The 18,922-nt window shown below is 62.4% G+C and carries 19 protein-coding genes; 9 read left to right on the forward strand and 10 right to left on the reverse strand.

The features are described 5' to 3' along the window. Nucleotides 1-143: 143 nt before the first annotated feature. From AC244_RS20660 to betI (AC244_RS20680), 5 genes are all read right to left on the reverse strand, one after another. A complete protein-coding gene (locus tag AC244_RS20660) occupies nucleotides 144-1,040 on the reverse strand; it encodes a sigma-70 family RNA polymerase sigma factor (protein ID WP_053250787.1) in 897 nt (298 codons plus the stop codon). A 335-nt stretch (nucleotides 1,041-1,375) separates the two neighbouring features. Next, the gene (gene betA / locus AC244_RS20665; RefSeq protein ID WP_053250699.1) at nucleotides 1,376-3,025 is read right to left on the reverse strand and encodes a choline dehydrogenase; all 1,650 of its coding nucleotides are present in this window, start codon (nucleotides 3,023-3,025) and stop codon (nucleotides 1,376-1,378) included. A 198-nt stretch (nucleotides 3,026-3,223) separates the two neighbouring features. Then, complete coding sequence (gene betB, locus AC244_RS20670; RefSeq protein ID WP_053250700.1) at nucleotides 3,224-4,687, reverse strand: betaine-aldehyde dehydrogenase; 1,464 nt, start codon at nucleotides 4,685-4,687, stop codon at nucleotides 3,224-3,226. 1 nt (nucleotide 4,688) lies between these two features. Next, nucleotides 4,689-6,224, reverse strand: coding sequence for a choline-sulfatase (gene betC / locus AC244_RS20675; protein WP_053250701.1), 1,536 nt, complete (start codon nucleotides 6,222-6,224; stop codon nucleotides 4,689-4,691). Then, on the reverse strand, nucleotides 6,221-6,823 hold the full coding sequence (gene betI / locus AC244_RS20680) for a transcriptional regulator BetI (protein ID WP_053250702.1): 603 nt from the start codon (nucleotides 6,821-6,823) through the stop codon (nucleotides 6,221-6,223). The genes betC and betI (AC244_RS20680) overlap by 4 nt, the downstream gene beginning before the upstream one ends. 145 nt (nucleotides 6,824-6,968) lie before the next feature. Between betI (AC244_RS20680) and AC244_RS20685 the strand changes: the two genes are divergently transcribed. Continuing rightward, nucleotides 6,969-7,517 (forward strand): HdeD family acid-resistance protein, encoded by a 549-nt coding sequence (locus AC244_RS20685; RefSeq protein WP_053250703.1) that lies wholly within the window; start codon nucleotides 6,969-6,971, stop codon nucleotides 7,515-7,517. A gap of 4 nt (nucleotides 7,518-7,521) precedes the next feature. Here the strand turns inward: AC244_RS20685 and AC244_RS20690 are convergent, their stop codons facing one another. Further along, nucleotides 7,522-8,103 carry a TetR/AcrR family transcriptional regulator gene (locus tag AC244_RS20690; protein WP_053250704.1) on the reverse strand — a complete coding sequence of 194 codons (582 nt, stop codon included), beginning with the start codon at nucleotides 8,101-8,103 and terminating at the stop codon, nucleotides 7,522-7,524. Between the two features lie 84 nt (nucleotides 8,104-8,187). On the opposite strand from AC244_RS20690, the gene AC244_RS20695 reads away from it, so the two are divergent. From AC244_RS20695 to AC244_RS20705, 3 genes are all read left to right on the forward strand, one after another. After that, nucleotides 8,188-8,589 carry a hypothetical protein gene (locus AC244_RS20695; RefSeq protein ID WP_053250705.1) on the forward strand — a complete coding sequence of 134 codons (402 nt, stop codon included), beginning with the start codon at nucleotides 8,188-8,190 and terminating at the stop codon, nucleotides 8,587-8,589. Nucleotides 8,590-8,623: 34 nt separating this feature from the next. Then, nucleotides 8,624-9,061 (forward strand): DUF3995 domain-containing protein, encoded by a 438-nt coding sequence (locus tag AC244_RS20700; protein ID WP_161807884.1) that lies wholly within the window; start codon nucleotides 8,624-8,626, stop codon nucleotides 9,059-9,061. A gap of 200 nt (nucleotides 9,062-9,261) precedes the next feature. Further along, the gene (locus AC244_RS20705) at nucleotides 9,262-11,058 is read left to right on the forward strand and encodes a GGDEF domain-containing protein (protein ID WP_053250788.1); all 1,797 of its coding nucleotides are present in this window, start codon (nucleotides 9,262-9,264) and stop codon (nucleotides 11,056-11,058) included. Between the two features lie 54 nt (nucleotides 11,059-11,112). Here the strand turns inward: AC244_RS20705 and betI (AC244_RS20710) are convergent, their stop codons facing one another. Then, complete coding sequence (betI, locus tag AC244_RS20710; protein ID WP_053250707.1) at nucleotides 11,113-11,700, reverse strand: choline-responsive transcriptional repressor BetI; 588 nt, start codon at nucleotides 11,698-11,700, stop codon at nucleotides 11,113-11,115. A 103-nt stretch (nucleotides 11,701-11,803) separates the two neighbouring features. Between betI (AC244_RS20710) and choX the strand changes: the two genes are divergently transcribed. From choX to AC244_RS20725, 3 genes are read left to right on the forward strand one after another with little or no spacing between them, the layout of a single operon-like run. Beyond that, a complete protein-coding gene (gene choX / locus AC244_RS20715) occupies nucleotides 11,804-12,739 on the forward strand; it encodes a choline ABC transporter substrate-binding protein (RefSeq protein ID WP_053250708.1) in 936 nt (311 codons plus the stop codon). 2 nt (nucleotides 12,740-12,741) lie between these two features. After that, entirely contained in the window at nucleotides 12,742-13,596 is an 855-nt protein-coding gene (locus tag AC244_RS20720; protein WP_152976041.1) for an alpha/beta fold hydrolase, read from the forward strand. Nucleotides 13,597-13,628: 32 nt separating this feature from the next. Next, the gene (locus AC244_RS20725; RefSeq protein WP_053250710.1) at nucleotides 13,629-14,639 is read left to right on the forward strand and encodes an NAD(P)H-quinone oxidoreductase; all 1,011 of its coding nucleotides are present in this window, start codon (nucleotides 13,629-13,631) and stop codon (nucleotides 14,637-14,639) included. Between the two features lie 350 nt (nucleotides 14,640-14,989). On the opposite strand, the gene AC244_RS20730 is transcribed toward AC244_RS20725, so the two are convergent. Next, nucleotides 14,990-15,727 carry a DUF3750 domain-containing protein gene (locus tag AC244_RS20730; RefSeq protein WP_053250711.1) on the reverse strand — a complete coding sequence of 246 codons (738 nt, stop codon included), beginning with the start codon at nucleotides 15,725-15,727 and terminating at the stop codon, nucleotides 14,990-14,992. A 72-nt stretch (nucleotides 15,728-15,799) separates the two neighbouring features. Here AC244_RS20730 and AC244_RS20735 point away from each other — a divergent pair, with 72 nt between their 5' ends. Further along, nucleotides 15,800-16,807 carry an asparaginase gene (locus tag AC244_RS20735; protein WP_053250712.1) on the forward strand — a complete coding sequence of 336 codons (1,008 nt, stop codon included), beginning with the start codon at nucleotides 15,800-15,802 and terminating at the stop codon, nucleotides 16,805-16,807. 80 nt (nucleotides 16,808-16,887) lie between these two features. Here AC244_RS20735 and AC244_RS20740 read toward each other — a convergent pair whose 3' ends face one another. After that, nucleotides 16,888-17,640: a DeoR/GlpR family DNA-binding transcription regulator gene (locus AC244_RS20740; protein WP_053250713.1), complete on the reverse strand. Its 753-nt coding sequence runs from the start codon at nucleotides 17,638-17,640 to the stop codon at nucleotides 16,888-16,890. A 93-nt stretch (nucleotides 17,641-17,733) separates the two neighbouring features. Here AC244_RS20740 and AC244_RS20745 point away from each other — a divergent pair, with 93 nt between their 5' ends. Then, on the forward strand, nucleotides 17,734-18,105 hold the full coding sequence (locus AC244_RS20745) for an NUDIX hydrolase (protein ID WP_053250714.1): 372 nt from the start codon (nucleotides 17,734-17,736) through the stop codon (nucleotides 18,103-18,105). A gap of 83 nt (nucleotides 18,106-18,188) precedes the next feature. On the opposite strand, the gene AC244_RS20750 is transcribed toward AC244_RS20745, so the two are convergent. Continuing rightward, on the reverse strand, nucleotides 18,189-18,920 hold the full coding sequence (locus AC244_RS20750) for a DUF4198 domain-containing protein (protein WP_053250715.1): 732 nt from the start codon (nucleotides 18,918-18,920) through the stop codon (nucleotides 18,189-18,191). Nucleotides 18,921-18,922: the final 2 nt, after the last annotated feature.

Here is an 18,922-nt window from a genome sequence, read left to right on the forward strand (position 1 = left end):
GTTTGTGGTGATGGTTTGCCGCGCGAGCAAAGACGCGGGCCGTCGGCGCGTTGCACGTTGACGGCAAGCTTCGCAGGGTTGGTGGTGTGGCGTGACCGGCTTCGGGGACTGCGCGCGCTCGCCGGGGCGCAGTCACGCGTCGTTCAATGAAAGACGTGACTGTGCAAATGCTTCAGCGTTTCCGGGAGATGCTTCAGCTTCTCGGGATTACGCGTGACATAGATGGCGGTGATCCGGTCCTGTTCAATCTGAAGGGCGGTCGTCTGTAGGATTTCGCCGTCTTCGATGGTGATGAACCCGGGCAGGCCGTTGATGAAGTCGTAGCGAACGAGCCGTGACATCGTTTCTGCAAAGATCAACGCCAACGACGCGTGCAGCTTCATCACCTGATCGAGGCCGGCGATCGGTCGTCTTGGCGCCACCGTCTTGCCGCCGCCATCGGCATAGACGATCGCCTCCGTTGCAAGCAGCGAACGAAGCTGCTGCATGTCGCCGCTACGGGAGGCCACGAAGAAGGCGGAGGCGATTTCAAGGCCCTGCTCACGCGGCATGACAAAGCGACGGCGTGCACTGCGGATGTTGACGCGGGCGCGGCTGGCGAGCTGGCGGCAGGTCGCCGGTTTGCGGCTGATCGTCTCGCCGATCTCATCGAAACTGAGGCCGAAGACATCGTGCAGCAGGAACGCCGCCCGTTCGAGCGGCGACAGGCGCTCGAGCGCCATCATCAGCGGCAAGGTGATATCGTCAAGGTCGTCGCTCTGCTCGATGACCGGTTCCGGCAGCCACGGCCCGAGATAGGTTTCCCGCCGCCGCCGCGCCGACTTCAACTGATCGAGGCAAAGGCGTGTCACGATCCGGCGCAAAAACGCGGATGGTTCCTTGACGGCCACACGGTCGGCGTCGAGCCAGCGCAGGAATGCCTCCTGGACGATATCCTCGGCCTCGCTGACGGAACCCAGCATCCGATAGGCGATGCGGATCAGTCGCGGACGCAGCGGGTCGAAGGTCGTTCTGACGTCTTCATCGGTCATCTCGGCCATCACGCCCACCATCGCTGCACGGCACAATCAGCCGAGGGATAGCCGACCCGCACGAGGGGCCATGATGGCATCGCCGGGGCAGTAGCGGCAAGCGGGTCGAGCCTCAATGTCATGTTCGTCTCCTTCATCTCGGGCTTTCGAGAAGACAGGACGAGATAGCGTCAGTGAATGTGACATGCCGCAGACATTGCGGCTGTCGAATGCGAGGAAAGCGTGCCGTCTAGAGCGTCCCGCTTTCAAGTGGAATCACTGAAAGCGGATAAGATGCTCTAGAATCAAAGTACTAGAGCGCCGTGCGTTCGTCTGAACGCACGGCGCTCTAGTGCATGCGATCCTTATCGGTCGCTGACCTCCCAGCGCGGGTTGATCCACGGCTCCTGGTTGGAGCGCGCCAGCGGCTGCTTGCCGAGAACGTGGTCGGCCGCCTTTTCGCCGGTCATGATCGAGGGGCTGTTCAGGTTGCCATAGGTCACGTGCGGGAAGATCGAGCTATCGGCGACGCGCAGGCCATCGACGCCGATCACGCGGGTTTCCGGATCGACCACCGCCATCGGATCGTCCTTGGCGCCCATCTTGCAGGTGCCGCAGGGGTGATAGGCGCTTTCAAGGTGCTCGCGCAGGAAGTCGTCGATCTGCTCGTCGCTCTGCACTTTTTCGCCTGGCTGGATTTCCGGGCCGCGATAGTGGTCGAAGGCCTTCTGGCCGAAGATCTCGCGGGTGAGGCGCACGCAGTGGCGGAACTTTTCCCAGTCCTCCGGGTGGCTCATATAGTTGAAGCGGATCACCGGGTCAGCCATCGGATCGGACGAGCGCAGCGTGACGTTGCCGCGCGACTTCGAAAGATTGTAGCCGACATGCACCTGGAAGCCGTGCGTGTTGGCGGCGGCCTTGCCATCATAGCTGATCGCCACCGGCAGGAAGTGATACTGGATATCGGGCTGCTTGACGCCGGCAGCGGAGCGCAGGAAGGCACAGGCCTCGAACTGGTTGGAGATGCCGAGACCCTTCTTGAAGAACAGCCACTGCGCGCCGGCCACACCTTGCCAGAACCAGGGCAGCCAGGAGTAGAGCGACACAGGCTTGGTCGAAATCTGCTGGAAATAGAACTCCATGTGGTCCTGCAGGTTCTGGCCGACGCCGGGGCGATCGACCTTCACCTCGATGCCCATGTCTTTCAGGTGCTGGGCCGGACCGATGCCCGAGAGCATCAGCAGTTTCGGCGAATTGAACGACGAGGCCGAGACGATCACCTCGCGGTTCGCCTTGACGATCTCGATCTTGCCGCCGCGCTCGATCTCGACACCGGTCGCCCGGCCGTTCTCGATGATGATCCGCCGGGCGAAGCAGCGCACGAGCGAGACGTTCTGCCGCTTCATCGCCGGCTTCAGATAGGCGTTGGCCGCCGACCAGCGCCGCCCCTGCCAGACGGTCTGCTCCATCAGCCCGAAACCTTCCTGCTTCGAGCCGTTATAGTCGTCGGTGAGCTCGAAGCCTGCTTGCTTGCCGGCCTCGATGAAGGCGTGGAACAGCGGGTTGTGAACCGGGCCGCGCCTGACATGCAGCGGACCGTCGGTGCCGCGCCAGCCGGCTTCGCCGCCATGCGAATTTTCCATGCGCTTGAAGTAGGGGAGCACGTCCGCATAGGACCAGCCGCGCGCGCCGAGCTCGTCCCAGCGGTTGAAGTCTTCCGCATGGCCGCGCACATAGACGAGGCCGTTGATCGAGGAAGAGCCGCCGATCACCTTGCCGCGCGGCGCCGTGATGCGCCGGTTGTTGAGGTTCGGCTCGGGCTCGGAGAGATAGCCCCAGTTGTAACGCTTCATGCTCATCGGCCAGGCAAGTGCGGCCGGCATCTGGATGAAGGGGCCGATGTCGGATCCACCATATTCCAGCACCAGCACTGTGTTCTTGCCGTCTTCGGAGAGGCGGTAGGCGAGCGCCGAACCGGCGGAGCCGGAACCGATGATGATGTAATCTGCCTGCATAAGCGTGGTCTTTCTTCTACCTGACTGCCCTCGGCATGCCCCTCATCCGGCTGCCGCCACCTTCTCCCCGCTTGCGGGGAGAAGGGACCTTGCTGCAACGCTCCGTTCCCTCTCTGGCGTCCCGGCCGGGCGTTTCGATCGGCCACGTCCCCTCTCCCCGCGCGGGGAGAGGGCTAGGGTGAGGGGCAAGCTCAAACCTCAATACGGCGCCTGCACTGGCCCCATGCCGACATAGACGGTCTTCAACTCGCTGTAGTGGTTGAGCGCCGCCACGGAATTCTCGCGCCCGAAGCCGGATTGCTTCGAGCCGCCGAAGGGGATCTCCACCGGGCAGAGATTGTAGGTGTTGATCCACAGCGTGCCGGCTTCGAGCTGGTCGACCACCCGGTGGGCGCGGGTGATGTCAGCGGTGAAGACGCCGGCCGACAGGCCGAATTCGGTGGCATTGGCGCGCGCGACGACGTCCGCCTCGTCTTCGAAGTCAAGAACGCACATGACAGGCCCGAAGATTTCTTCGCGCGCGATGGTCATCTCGTCGGTGACGTCGGCAAAGACCGTCGGTTGGATATAGGTGCCGTCGGCGCTGACCGCGTTCGGGATGCCGCCGCCGGTGACGAGACGCGCGCCCTCTGCCTTGCCCTTTTCGATATAGGAGAAGACCTTGTCGCGTTGCGCCCCTGACACCATCGGACCGAGCTGGGTTGCCTCGTCCATCGGATCGCCGATGACGATCGCTTCGGTGCGCGCCTTGAGGCGATCAAGGAATGCATCCTTGATGCCCTTCTGCACGAAAACGCGGGTGCCGTTGGAGCAGACCTGGCCGGTGGAATAGAAGTTGCCGAGCATGGCGCCGCCGATGGCGCTTTCGAGGTCCGCATCGTTAAAGACGATCAGCGGCGACTTGCCGCCAAGCTCCATCGTCACGTGGCGAAGGCCGGCAGCGGCGGCCTCATAGACCTTGCGGCCGGTCGGCACCGAGCCGGTAAGTGAGACCTTGGCGACGTCAGGGTGATTGACGAGCAGCGGACCGGTCGTCCGATCGCCCTGGATGACGTTGTAGAGACCCTTGGGCAGGCCAGCCTCGATCAGGATCTCGGCGATCTTCAGGGCGCCGAGCGGGGTGTTTTCCGATGGCTTGAAGACCATGGCATTGCCGGCGGCAAGCGCCGGCGCACCCTTCCAGCAGGCGATCTGCTGCGGATAGTTCCAGGCGCCGATACCGACGCAGACGCCGAGGGCCACACGCTTGGTATAGGCGAAGTCGCCGCCGAGCGGGATGTAATCGCCGTTGAGGGCGGTGGCGATGACGCCGCCGAAGAACTCGAACGAGTCGGCGCCGGACGTCGGGTCGGCGACGATCGTCTCCTGGATCGGCTTGCCGGTGTCGAGCGTCTCGAGCTCGGAAAGTTCGCGGTTGCGCTCGCGCATGATCTCGGCAGCGCGCTTCAAGATGCGGCCGCGCGCCGTCGGGCTCATGGCCGCCCATTCCGGCTGCGCGCGCTTGGCAGCGGCAATCGCCTTTTCGACGATCGCAGGTGTTGCGGCGTGCAGCCGGGCGATCACCTCGCCGGTCGCGGGATAGATGCTTTCGATGACGGTGCCGGCGATGTCCTCGACATACTCGCCGTCGATGAAGTGCGAGGCTTGCGGTTGGGCTCTCATGTCATTCTCCCCGCGGATAGCGTTTGGATTCCTCGAGATTGTCGAGGTTCATGTGGTTGCGCATGTAGCGTTCAGATGCCTTTTGCAGCGGCTGATGGTCCCAGGGATAGTAGGCGCCGTTCCGCAGCGCCTCGTAGACCACCCAGCGCCGGGCCTGGTTTTCGCGCACCGCGGCATCGAAGGCCTCCATGTCCCAGTGGGCGGCGCACATGTCGCGAAACGCATTGAGCGTTGCCGCCTGCACCGGTGTCTCCGGGTTTGCTGCGAGGTTCTTCAGTTCCAGCGGATCGGTTTCGAGATCATAGAGCTGATCCGGGTCAAGCGCGCAGTGGATATATTTCCACTTGCCCTCGCGAATGGCGACCAGCGGCGCGTAGGACGCTTCCGCAGCGTACTCCATCAGCACCGGCTCCGTGCGCTCCTCGCCGTTGATGACAGGCACGAGGCTGATGCCGTCCGTCCAGGGCTTCACCTCGTCCATCGAGATACCGGCAAGGTCGCAAAGCGTCGGCGTCACGTCGAGGTTCGATGTCGGTGCCAGATGCAGGCCGGGCGCTACGCTGGGGCCGGCGACCATCAGGGGCACGCGCGCCGAGCCTTCGAAGAAGTTCATCTTGAACCACAGGCCGCGCTCGCCCAGCATGTCGCCATGGTCTGAGCAGAACAGGATCAGCGTGTTGTCGAGCATCCGGGTGCGCGTCAGCGTATCGATCAGTTCGCCGACCTTTTCGTCGAGATAGGAGATGTTGGCGAAGTAGGCGCGACGCGAGCGGCGGATGTTGTCTTCCGTGAGGTCGAAATTGACGTAGTCGCAGGAATGCATGATGCGCTTGGAGTGCGGATCCTGCTCTTCCTCCGGCAGCATGCCGATCTCGGGCAACAGATGCTCGCAGTCCTCGTAGAGATCCCAGAATTTCTTGCGCGCGACATAGGGGTCGTGCGGATGGGTGAAGGAGACGGTCAGGCACCAGGGGCGGCGACCGGCATCGTCGTTCTCGCGCGACAGCTGGTAGAGCTTCTGGTTGGCGAGGAAGGCAACCTCGTCGTCATACTCCATCTGGTTGGTGATCTCGGCGACGCCGGCGCCCGTGACCGAGCCGAGGTTGTGGTACCACCAGTCGATGCGTTCGCCCGGCTTGCGATAGTTCGGCGTCCAGCCGAAATCGGCGGGATAGATGTCGGTCGTCAGGCGCTCCTCGAAACCATGTAGTTGGTCCGGACCGACGAAATGCATCTTGCCCGACAGCGCCGTGTAATAGCCGGCGCGGCGCAGATGATGGGCATAGGTCGGGATCGACGACTGGTATTCGGCGGCGTTGTCGTAGACGCGGGTGCGGCTCGGCAACTGACCGGCCATGAATGAGGCGCGGGCCGGCGCGCAGAGCGGCGATGAGGTGTAGTTGTTGCGAAAGCGGGCGGAGCGGGCGGCAAGGGTCTTCAGGTTCGGCGCATGCAGGAATTCCGCCGGGCCGTCCGGAAAGAACTTTCCGTTCAGCTGGTCGACCATGATGATCAGGATATTCGGTCTGGCGGTCATATGGCCCGTCCTTGGCGGTGGAGCTGGTCAAGATGCGAGGTGACGTAGTCTTCCGTCAGCGCGATCGAGGCCTCGATGCCGATCGGCGCAGAGCGCAGACTCTGGCGGATGTAGAGCCCGTCGATCATCGCAGCTGCGCCTTCCGCGATGCGTTCCGCGTCATCGACAGGGCAAAGCGCCTTGAGGCTCGCCATCAGGTTGGAGCGCAGTCGCCGGGCATAGACGACGAGGAAGCGGCGCACGTCCTCCGAGCGCTGCGCTTCGGAATAGAAGGCAAGCCAGGCGGCGATGGTGTCAGGCGCAAACTGGCTTGCCTGGAACGACACGCGGATCAATGCGCTCAGCTTCTCGCGCGGCGTTGCCGCTACGCTCAACGCCGTCACCGTATCGTCGCGCAGCTGCCTTAGAAGGCTGCGGACTGTCTCGATCAGCAACTGTTCCTTGCTGCCGAAATAGTGATGGGCAAGCGCTGGGGAGACGCCGGCATTGCGGGCAATCTCGGACATGGTGACGGCCAGCGTGCCCTGATCGCCGATCACGCGCAGCGCTGCATCCACCAGCGCCTTGCGACGCACCGGCTCCATTCCGACCTTGGGCATCCGTCTCTCCCTTGACGAGGGTCAGTTTATTTTTGATTGACTCATCAATCAATAAAAATCTGCGATGTTTTCTCTTTCTTTTTACAGAGAAATCCGGCTCAATCCGTTGGTAGCGTTCTGGATACTCGAAGGACTGGAGGTTGAAATGACCGATGCATTCGATCCGGCTGGCAAGGCGGCGATTGCCGGCAAATGGGGATGGTTCGTCGCGCTCGGCGTGCTCCTGATCATGTGCGGCGGTCTTGCCTTCGGCAATCTGCTGATGGCGACGGTGGCCTCGGTCTATTATGTCGGGCTGATCATGCTGATCGGCGGCCTGCTCAATCTCGCCCATGCCTTCCAGGTCAAGGGCTGGGACAGCGTACTCTATTGGGTGCTGAGCGGCGCCTGCTACGCCATTGCCGGGCTATTCGCCTTCATCAATCCGGTGCTGGCTTCGTCCGTCCTCACCTTCCTGATGGCCGTGGCGCTGATCGTTGCCGGTTGCTTCCGCATCTGGGTCAGCTTCAAACTGCGGCCGATCCAGGGCTGGGGCTGGGTCGCACTCGGCGGCCTGGTCACGCTCGCCGCCGGTCTGATCATTGCTGCCGGCTGGCCGGTCAACAGCCTGTGGATCCTCGGCCTGTTCCTGGCGGTCGATCTGGTGATGCAGGGCCTGTCGCTGATCGCGTTTGGGGTTTTGGCGAAGGGCTAAGCCGCTAGGCTCGTGAGCTGTCGCCACCCTGGAGAAGTGCTGCAAGCAGCGCAAGCATTTCAGCGCGTAGATCGGCGAGTTCGCCTGAGGCGAGCGCCTCCAGCCCGATCAGGGCGCCATAGAGAATGTTTGCGCCGCTTCGGCTAAAGGCGGTGCAAAAGCCGCATCGCTCGAACAGTTCGGCGACATAGGCGAGCCGCCGCTGGTCCACCGCCCTGAGTATGGTCGCGGCAGCGCTGTCGTAACGTGCCCATTCGCGGATTGCGCCTTCCGCACGAACGCCACCATAGGCGAGGTTGCGATCGTCGGTGGCAGCCTCCACCAGCAGCCTCAGCTGTTCGCGCCCCGACCCGTCGTTCGCTTCGAGATCCGCGATGATCGCATCCGTGGCTTGGCTGGACCAGTGCGCGAGCATCTGCGCCTTGAGATCCGGCACATCCTTGAAATGCCAGTAGAACGAACCCTTGCTGACTTTCAGATCGCGCGCGATCGCCTCGACCCTGATTGCCTGCACGCCTCCGCGCGACAGCGCACGGAAGGCCGCCTTGATCCAGTCGTCGCTCGAAAGGGATGTTTTTGTTGTCATTTCGCATCCATACGCCACCGTATTGACTCACGCAACAGGTGTGCGTACATACGCTACCGTATGGTTGGTTTTGGAGATGAGACCATGAACCTTTGGCTTCTTTCGGCAGCGGCACTTTCATTTCTGACCACAGGCATTCATGTGCTGGCGGGCGGACCCGACGTGCATGATCCGTTGCTTGCGGCTGATATTTCGCCCGTCCTCAAGGTCTATGTGTCGCTGCTTTGGCATGCGACATCAGCCGTCCTTGCCGTCAACAGCGTCGCCTTGCTTTGGGCATCGGCCGCCCGCCGCCATCGGCAGACGCTCGCCGGTGCCGTCGTTGCGCAATATCTCGCCTATGCCGGCCTCTTCATCGGCTACGGGCTCGCCTATGTCGGCACCCTCTGGCAGACGCCGCAATGGATCGTGTTCCTGCTGATCTCCGCTCTCGCACTGTTGGGGTTGCGTTCAACGCCCTTGAAGTTGAGCAAGTTGGCCGCCTGAGCGCAGCGGCCAGAACCTTTCGATGGAGGATAAGTTGGTATCACTTGTGTCTGCTTCGGCAATTTGCCTTGTTCTTTCGGTGATTGCCGTCCTTCACGCCTATTGGGCTTGGGGTGGCCTCTGGCCGGGTCACGACGAAGCGTCCCTGGCGAAAACCGTCGTCGGCGCGTCCGGCTTGGAAACCATGCCATCCGCCGGCTTGACGGTGTTGGTCGCGATCCTGATCTTCATCGCAGGCCTGTTGCCACTGATATTTGTTTCTGGTGTGCCATCGATCTTGCCGGCGAGCTTGGTATGGATGGGAATGGTGCTGATTGCCGCTATCTTTCTTGTCCGCGGCGTCCTTGCGTTCACGCCGATCTTCCGTGGCCGCCATCCGCAGGAGCCTTTCGCCACTCTGGACCGGCGTCTCTATGGGCCTTTGTGCCTGGTTATCGGTGTCGGCCATGTCCCCGTTCTTGCTCTCGCCTGAACCTGCAGCGACACGTTATCCGCAGTTTCGAAAAGCTAGATGAAACTGCTGATTTTATTAGCAAGTTCGACAGTGATCAGCGCGGGCGGAGCTGTCATGTAGCTTTCATCAAAGCTTCATACAGGGGAAAGACTTCGTTGACTCTTGGCCGCCATGCTGCGGCCGTCCGATCGTCCGTTCTCAAGTTTCTGGAGCCCGGCATGTCCGCCGCCCCCGCCGAAATTCTCTCGCTTCGCCGGTTCGGCGACGACCAGATCGTAACGCTTGCAAAGCTTGTGATCGAAAGCGCCTTCCAGCCGATCGTCGAGGCGGCAACCGGCGCCGTCTTCGGCTACGAGTCGCTGATGCGCGGCTTTCAAAAGCTGGGCTTTGCCTCGCCGCTGGAATTGCTCGATAAGGCCGAGGAGGCCGGCCAGCTTCTGGCGCTTGAGCATATGGTCAACAGCCGCGCCGTCGCCGCATTCGCGACGTTGCCGGAGTTCTCCACCCGCACGCTGTTCCTGAATTTCGATTCCCGCCTCGTCGGCGGCGAAAACGCGATTGTCGAGCGCCTCGTCAACCACCTGAAACGCGCCAACATCGCGCCGTCGTCGCTGTGTTTCGAGCTGTCCGAGCGCTTCGACAGCGGCAAGATGCCGGATTTCTCGGCGCTCGTCCGCGAGCTCCGGCTGGCCGGTTTCAAGCTGGCCATCGATGATTTTGGCGCCGGTTTCAACGGCCTCAAACTGCTCTGTGATCAGCCCGTCGATTATGTGAAGATCGACAGGCACTTCATTTCCGGCATCGAGGCGGATGCGCGCAAGCGTCACCTCGTGCGCCACACCGTCAACACCGCCCATGTGCTCGGCACTCGGGTCATTGCCGAAGGCGTCGAGACCGAGGCGGAATTCCAGACCTGTCGCGACCTCGGCTGCGACCTGGTGCAGGGCTATTTCATCGCCCGACCGACGACGCACTTGAGCGAATTGCAGCCGGCCTATCCGCATCTGGCCGTGAATGGCGGCGGTCACCGGTCGTCGGCGACGCTCGACAGCATTCTCATCCGCAAGCAGATCGAGCAATTGCCGACGGTGCGCGAAAGCGACGAACTCGAATCCGCGTTCGATCTCTTCCGCCTCAATCCGCGCCAGCCATTCTTTCCGGTACTCAACGCCAATGGCGAGCCGCGCGGCATTCTGCACGAATACCACGTCAAGGAGATGATCTATCACCCCTTCGGCCGCGATCTGCTCAAGAACCGGCTCTACCAGCGCCGCATCTCGCATTTCGCAAGCCCGGCGCCGATCGCCGATCTCGATACGCCGGCCGACGAGATGCTGAAGATCTTCGCCGGCATGGACGGCAGCGATTGCGTGATCCTGACCGAGAACATGCGTTACGCCGGCATTCTGTCGGCATCGTCGCTCCTCAAGATCATCAACGAGAAGCAGTTGAAGACGGCGCAGGAGCAGAACCCGTTGACCGGGCTGCCCGGCAATCGCGCCATCCGCGATTACGTTCAGGACGCGATCCTCGACGGCGATCAGCCGCGCTATTTCTGCTACTGCGACTTCGACAATTTCAAGCCGTTCAACGATACCTACGGTTTCCAGAAAGGCGACCTGGCTATCTCGCTTTTCGCGGCATTGCTGCGACGGCATTTCATCGGCGAAGAGAAGTTCCTCGGTCATGTCGGCGGCGACGATTTCTTCGTCGGCATCAGCGGTTGCTCGGTCGATGAGCTGCAGGCCATCCTTCACCGCCTGCTCGACGATTTTGCCTCCGATGTCCGCCAGCTCTATCTGCCGGAGCATCAGGCAGAGGGGCGCATCAGCGGTCACGGTCGCGATGGCACGGCCAAGGATTTTCCGCTGATGCGCTGCTCAATCGCCGTGCTCGGGCTACCGGAAGGCTTCGTCTTCTCCGACACCCAGGCCGTGAGCGCCCGGATCGCCGAGATCAAATCTCGCGCCAAGACCAGCGCCAGCGGCCTCGTTCTGGAGGCGCTCGGCGTCTAGCGCGCGTGGATCGGCAAACACGTTGCCGTCTGCATTTAGTGCCGCTGCGTCCATTTACGTCTGGGTTTTCGGCAGGCGGTGGACGAGGTAGTCGCGCATCTGCGCCAGCGCCATGTCGCGTGTCAGTCCTTCCGACTGCAGCCCGAGCCGCAGCCACAACCCGTCGATCAACGAAGTAATCGCAAGCGCCACATCTTCGCACTCGCTCGCAGGCAGGATGTGCGTCAGAGCCGACAGCAGGTTCGACCGCATCCTTGCGTGAATGATCGTCTGAATCCGCGCCAATTGCGGTTCGCGCGGCACCTCGGCGCAAAGCGACAGCCAGGCATGGCAGACGGAAGGCTGGAAGAAGCGCTCCTCGAAATTGGCCTCGATGATTGCCTCCAGCCGCTCAAGCGGCGTGCGTGCGCGGTTCAGCCGTTCGACCACCGCTTCTTTCAACGAAGCATTCGCTTCGCGCATGGCGTGTTCGAAGAGCTCCTGCTTGTTGGCAAAATAATGCAGCACGATGCCCTTAGAGGCGCCGGCATGCGTCGCCACTTTCTCTAGGGTCGCCCCGGCCATTCCCTCTTTCTGCAAGACCTCGAAGGCCGCCCGCCGCAGCTCGCGGCGCCTGATCTCGCTGATCTTCGTCAATCGCATGCGTCTTCTCCCCAGCGATTCTCACATTGACAAACTTTCCAGGAAGATCAATTGTTGACCCATGGGTCAATTTAAAGTCCGAATGGACAATTGAGGGATCGCGATGCTGTATTTGAAGAGCCTGATATCTGCCGCTGCTCTGTTGACCGCCACGAGTTCCGCCTTTGCGGGCGATCCGCAGGCATGCAAAAGCGTGCGGTTGGCGGAACCGGGCTGGAACGATCTGGCCTTTACGACCGGCGTCGGGCTGAGCCTGCTGAAGGCGCTTGGATATGAGCCGGAAAGCAAGCTTCTCGGCATCGACGTCATCTATACGAGCCTGCGCAGCAAGGATCTCGACGTCTTTCTCGGCTACTGGGATCCGGCGATGGTCGCCTACTACAAGCCCTACCGGGAGGACGGTTCGGTCGAGACCGTGCGAACCAACCTTGAGGGGGCAAAATACACCTTTGCCGTTCCCGACTACGTCTGGGACGCGGGCGTCAAGGATTTCTCGGATCTGAAAACCTTCGCCGACAGGTTCGAAAGGAAGATGTATGGCATCGAGCCGGGCTCCAATCAGTTGATGCTCGATGCGATCAAGGATCCGGATCTTGGTCTGGCAGACTGGGAAGTGGTCGAGTCGAGCGAGCAGGGCATGCTGTCCGAGGTGACGCGCCGGGTTCGTGACAAGGCCTTCATCGTGTTCCAAGGCTGGGCGCCACATCCGATGAACACCGTGTTCTCGGTGAAGTACCTGGCAGGTGGTGACAAGTTCTATGGTCCGAATTTTGGCGCGGCGACGGTGGCCACCCAGGTCCGCAAGGGGTACCTGCAGGAATGCCCGAATGTCGCCCGACTGCTGAACAACCTTGTTTTCGATGTCGATTTCGAGAACCGCGGCATGGGTTACCTGATGAATGACGGCCTGTCGCCCGACGAGGCAGGGCTTAAGTCGATCAGGCAAGAGCCGCAGCGTCTTGAAACATGGCTTGCGGGCGTGACGACCTATGACGGGCAACCGGGGCTGGCCGCGGTCAAATCCGCGCTCGGTCTTTGACGGTGATCGACCAGCAGTCGTGGGCGGCGGCCAAGCGGCGGATAGAACTGCCCGGAGGCCGGCAATTCGCCTATGTCGATCACGGGCAGGGGCCGGCGCTCCTTCTGTTGCACGGTTACTCCGATACCAGCCGCAGTTTTTCGCTGATCGCTCCATCCTTGGGCGGATATCGCCTGATCATTCCGGACCTTGGCGGGCACGGTGGTTCGATGCCCAAGGAAGGGCTGTCGGTTGCCGAACTCGCCCACGATGTCGATCGTCTGGTCGATCGGTTGGCCATTCACGAGTTTGCGCTTGTTGGTCACTCCATGGGAGCGATGGTCGCGATCGAGATTGCCGCGCGTCGCCGGCAGGCGGTGCGTGCATTGGTCCTGCTCTCGGGAAGCCTCAAGCCAGACTTCGGTCCAAGGACGGATGTTGCCCGGGCAATACGCGGGCTCAAAGACCCGCTTGGTCCCGATGACGACTTCTTCGACCACTGGCATGCCTGCAGCCGGCTGGTCGACACGGCGTTCCTAAGGCATCTGCGCCGCGAAGCTGCAGCCATCCCGATGACGACTTGGCGAACACTCCTAGATGCGCTTGCGGTGACGGACCTCAGATCGCGTGCGGCTCAGGTCAGGGCGCCGGTGCTGTGCATCGCCGGAGCACAGGATCCGCTTTTTGATATCGGGCATCGGCAAGTTCTTGCCGAGACCTTCGCCTCCGTGCACTCGATCACGCTCGACGGTCATGGCCACAACCCACACTGGGAGAGCCCCGCCGATGTCGCAGCGCTGATCCTTTCGTTTTTCGGCGACGAGGTCAGCCAGCCCAGATCGACATCGGACCTTTCCGCGACGCACCGGCGGCGCTAGGTATGGCGCTTGAGAGTCCTTGAGGTAAAGCCATGTCCCTTCCAGTTGAAATGACCTTCGTCGATCTTCCGTCCCCGGGCGGTGCGGAAAACATGGTGCTGTCGAAGGGGCCGTTGCCGACGCTCAAGCCGGGCGACATTCTGGTGCGCGTCGAAGCGGCAGGCATCAATCGGCCCGATGTGCTGCAGCGTAAGGGCGACTACCCGCCGCCGCCCGGTGCCAGCCCCATTCTCGGGCTGGAGGTTGCCGGCGAAGTGGCGGCTCTGGGTGAAGGGGCGCAAGGTTTTTCGATCGGCGAGAAGGTCTGCGCGCTCGCCAACGGCGGCGGTTACGCCGAATATGCGGCAGTGCCCGCGACGCAGGCGCTAGCCTGGCCGAAAGGTTACGATGCGGTGAAGGCGGCAGCGTTGCCGGAAACGTTCTTCACCGTCTGGGCCAATGTCTTCGACATGGCGGGGCTGAAGACCGGGGAGACGATCCTCATCCACGGCGGATCGAGCGGCATCGGCACGACGGCAATCCAGCTGGCGAAAGCGCTGGGCGCAGAGGTATTCGTTACCGCCGGCCGCGCCGACAAGTGCCAGGCCTGCGAGGCGCTCGGCGCGAAACGGGCGATCAACTATCGCGACGAGGACTTCAAGTCGGTCGTGCTTGAGGAAACCGGCGGCCGTGGCGTCGACGTCATCCTCGACATGGTTGGCGGCCGCTACTTCGACCGCAATATCGGTTCGCTTGCCAAGGATGGCCGGCTCTCGATTATCGCCTTTCTCGGCGGTGCCAGGGTCGAGGCAGCCAACATCGCCCCGATCCTGTCGAAGCGCCTGCATGTCATGGGTTCGGCACTCCGCCCGCGCACCGCGGCGGAGAAGCAGGCCATCCGCGACGGGCTGCTGGCAACCGCCTGGCCCTTGCTCGAGGCGGGCAAAGTGGCCCCGGTCATCCACGCGGTGCTGCCGTTCGAACAAGTGGCGGACGGGCACCGGATGATGGAAGAGGGTGACCACATCGGCAAGATCGTCATGTCTATGCGAGCCTCGTCATAACCATGCGATGCTCGTCATGACCACCCGAAATTCGCAGTGACGATGGCGTGAGTTACGACCTTCGTCGGCCTTGCAATATCGGGAAAAACACCTACCTTCGACTTATCGATAACGAACAGGAAGGAAGGTGATCCAATGTCTAATGAGATTTCGGTCGTCGTGACAGGCATGGGAGAGGTGAACACGTCGAGGCAACCTTCGGCCTGATCCCCGCCTTCCTTCGGGTCCCAAACCCGGGCCAGCCACTTGGCCAGAACTCATGGGAAGGGTCGCCTCGTGCGGCCCTTTTCAATTTTTACCCCGCCTCATTTTCTAGCGTTCGCTGTCGCTGCTTGATGGACTGGCTTACGTCAAATACCGAAACGCCCGAGTGCCGGGATCTTGATGCCCGGTCTGGCGATATCGAGGCCGGCGACGAGGCCGAAGAAATGCAGCTCCAGGCCGCTGCGCACCCCTGCCGAAACGCCCGCGAGGCCATAGAGCGTCGCATGCAGGTCGCGCCCGTCGGCGTCGACCTGAAACAGTTTTCCCTCCGGCAGATAGTCACGCCCAACCGCATCCGGCGGCAACACCGCGTTGAGTTCCGGCACTGAGCGCAGCACATGGGCAACGAAGGTGTTGGAGTTCGGGCCTGGCCAGATCCGGTAGCCGCCGGCCGATGAATAGGGGTAGGCGGCGATCGCTGCTTCGATCTTCGGGATCAGTCTGCTTGCCTCAGCACCGCTGGCGGTCGCGACCAGCCGCGGCTCGTTCGAATACCAGCGGGCGTCTGCCTGATAGGCGTTTCTGCGGATCGGCTTGCCCCAGCCGACCTTGTCGTAGCGGTTATAGGCCTGGGCGCCCTGTTCCTTGGTGACGATCCAGGCGTGGCTGGCGACGGCACCTTTCATGCCGCCCGTCGTGGCGGAGAAGATATAGACGGCCGCATCCGGGCTTTGCGCCGGCTTCGGCAGGATGCCCGCCGATGACCAATCGGCATCGCGCCAGCTCTGGGGGCGCGCCTTCACGTACCACCATCCGGCAGAGGCCAGAGCCGGCAAGAGGTAGATGACCAGAAAGGCGGCAACGAGCCTGCGGATGAATTTCATGAAAGTGCCGGTTTCCTGTTGTCCGATTCCTGCTAAATGCATGCACCAATCTAGGAAATTTGAGGGCAAGGCATGTCGAATCCCGTTCTCGTCGAAGTCACGCGCGGCAATCTGGTCGAAAGCCGTCACCGCGGCCTGGTTATCGCCGTCGACAGCGAAGGCCGGACGATCTTTTCGTTGGGCGATACCGACAGCGGTGTGTTCCCGCGATCGGCCTGCAAGGCGATGCAGGCGTTGCCGCTGATGGAAAGCGGCGCGGCTGACGCCTACGGCTTCGGCAACAAGGAACTGGCGCTCGCCTGCTCCTCCCATTCGGGCGAGCCGGAGCATGTAGCACTTGCCACAAAGATGCTGGCTGCCGCCGGCCGCGATGTTACGGCGCTCGAATGCGGCGCCCATTGGTCGTCCGACCAGAAGACGCTGATCGGTCAGGCCCGGTCGATGGGGGCGCCGAGCGCGCTTCACAACAATTGCTCCGGCAAACATGCCGGCTTCATCTGCGCCTGCTGCCATTCCGGCACCGAGGTGAAGGGCTATATCGGTTATGACCACCCGCTGCAGCAGGAAATCCGCGGCGCCATGGAGAGCCTCACCGGCGCGATCCTCGGCCGCGACAATTGCGGCGTCGATGGCTGCTCGATCCCGACCTATGCGGTGCCGCTGAAGGGCTTGGCACACGGTTTTGCCAAAATGGCGACGGGCGTCGGGCTCGGGCCCGAGCGCGCCCGTGCATCGAAGCGGCTGATCGAGGCCTGCATGGCCGAGCCCTTCTACGTTGCCGGCACGAGGCGCGGCTGCACCCGGCTGATGGAAACGGCGCCTCGCCGGATCTTTGCGAAGACCGGCGCCGAAGGCGTCTTCTGCGCGGCGATCCCGGAAAAGGGCATCGCCATCGCCGTCAAATGCGAAGACGGCGCGACCCGTGCGGCCGAGGCGATGGTCACCGCCACGCTGGCCCGCTTCTTCCGGGACGAGCCTGGCGTGCACGCGGCTCTGATGGCGCAGGCGAACCACACCATGAAGAACTGGAACGGCATCCCGGTCGGCGACGTCAGGGTGACGGAAGCCTTCGCCGCCTGATATCCCTCGGAAGGACGCGCGGGCTAGAAGTCCGTCCGCGCGTTTTTGCACCCGTCTCGCGGCGGACGGTGCTCCGCCTTTCAGGCGGGCAGAAGCATCATGCCCTTGTCGCGATAGGGGTCGAGAACATCGCCGGTCATATCTTCCGGCACGATCAGGCCGGCAATATCTTCCGGGTCGGCGACGTGATGCGGCGAGGCTGCGCCGAACTTTTCGACTGTCGCGATGACGAACGTATCGGCGGCTTGGCCGAGGATGGCGCGCTTGACCGCGGCCTCCTCGTAGTCGCCGGTCGAAAACCCGTGAACCGGATGGATTGCCGTGACGCCCAGGAAGAAGACGTCGACACGGATAGCGGCGATGGCCGCCAAGGCGGCGGCACCCGTTGCCACCATTGAGTGCTTGTAAAGCCTGCCGCCGATAAGAATTACATCCGCGTCATGTCTCTCCAGTTCGGCCGCAATGGTCGGGCTGTGCGTGACGATCGTCAGCCGCATCTCGCGTGGAAGCGCTCTGGCGATTTCGGCGTTGCTGGTGCCGCCATCGAGAAAGATCGTTTGCCCGGGAGTGACGAGCCCGGCTGCCTTGCGTCCGAGCCTGCGCTTGACGTCGCCGGCAATCTCCTGACGTGCGGCAAAGTCCGGCAGGGGAGGCACGAGCGGCAGCGCGCCGCCGTGCACCCGCTTTAGCAAGCCTTCGGCTGCCATTTCCCTGAGATCACGGCGGATCGTATCTTCGGAAAGCTGCAATTCATCCGCCAGGTGCTTGGCGACGATCTCGCCATCGCGGCTTAGCCGCGCCGAAATCAGCGCCCGTCTCTGTGTGGTCAGCATTATTTTGCTCCTTGACTATTCACGATATTGCACGAAATATCGTGTATACTCCAGAGTTATCTGGATGAATCGTGCAAAAATAAGGAAAAAATCATGTTGATCCTGATTGCGGGCCCCTATCGTTCGGGCACTGGCGACGATCCGGCCAAGATGGCAGACAATTTGAAGCGGTTGGAGGAACCATCCTATGCCCTGTTTAAGGCAGGTCACGTGCCAATGATCGGGGAATGGGTGGCGCTGCCGGTCTGGCATGCGGCCGGCGGCACCAAGATCGGCGACGAACTCTACGAGGAAATCTTCCATCCCGTCGCCGGACGGCTGCTGGCGCTTTGCGATGCCGTGCTGCGCCTGCCGGGCGACAGCAAGGGGGCGGACAACGATGTGCGCATCGCCCGGGAGCGCGGCGTACCGGTATATTACAACCTCGAAGATGTGCCCGGCTGCAGCCAGGCGCGGGTCGCCTGAGCCAAAGCAGTCCCGACGGGTATAATCCGCCGGGGCTGCCTCGCACGCGTTAAGCCTGTCGCGTCGCCCGAGAAGGCGACGATCTATTCGTGCACGTGCGGCTCGGCGACGAAGGTCAGCGTTGCCGTCAGGCCCTTCTTGTCGGCGGCAGTATCGTTCTCGAGCGGAATTGCGTGGCTGACGGCAAGAATGTTGACGCCGGCATTGCGCAGGGTCACTTCGGCTTCGCCCTTCGCGTCCGTTTTTTCGGAAACGAGCTCCGGCAGCCCGGTGTAATCGACGCTGATTTCCTTGCCTTCGAGCGGCTTTCCATCAAGCAGCAAGCGGACGCGAAACTTCTCGCCGGGCTTCAGCCCGATCGGATTGTCGAGCGGCACGATCTGCAGCGGCTGGGCCGGGAAGGTCGGCATGTCGCCATGCACGTGGACAAGCGCGATGCTGTATTTCACCGAGTGGCTCGCCTGCTTGGCACCGGGCACCTCGCTCTTCGGCTTGTTCACCCATTTGCCGTCGGCACCCTCGCTCCAATAGCCGTTGTCGAATTCGAGCGCGAGCAGCGCCGGCTCACCATCAAGCTTCAGCAGCGCATGGGTGCCGGCCGGTTCGATCGTGACGGGCAGTGCCTTGCCATCCTCGCCAAGTGCCGAAACGGATTTCACTTTTGCCGGATCATAGGCCTCGTCGGCGGGGCCATGGCCGTAGATCACGGCAAGGTCGCCCCAGCGCTCGCCGACCCAGGCGCCATGCGCAAATGCCGGTGTGGCTGCCGCAGCCAACAGACCGGCGGCAAGCAGGGAGGAAATGAAGGTTTTCATGA

The organism is Ensifer adhaerens, from assembly GCF_001270265.1.
Taxonomy (GTDB): Bacteria; Pseudomonadota; Alphaproteobacteria; order Rhizobiales; family Rhizobiaceae; genus Ensifer; species Ensifer adhaerens_B.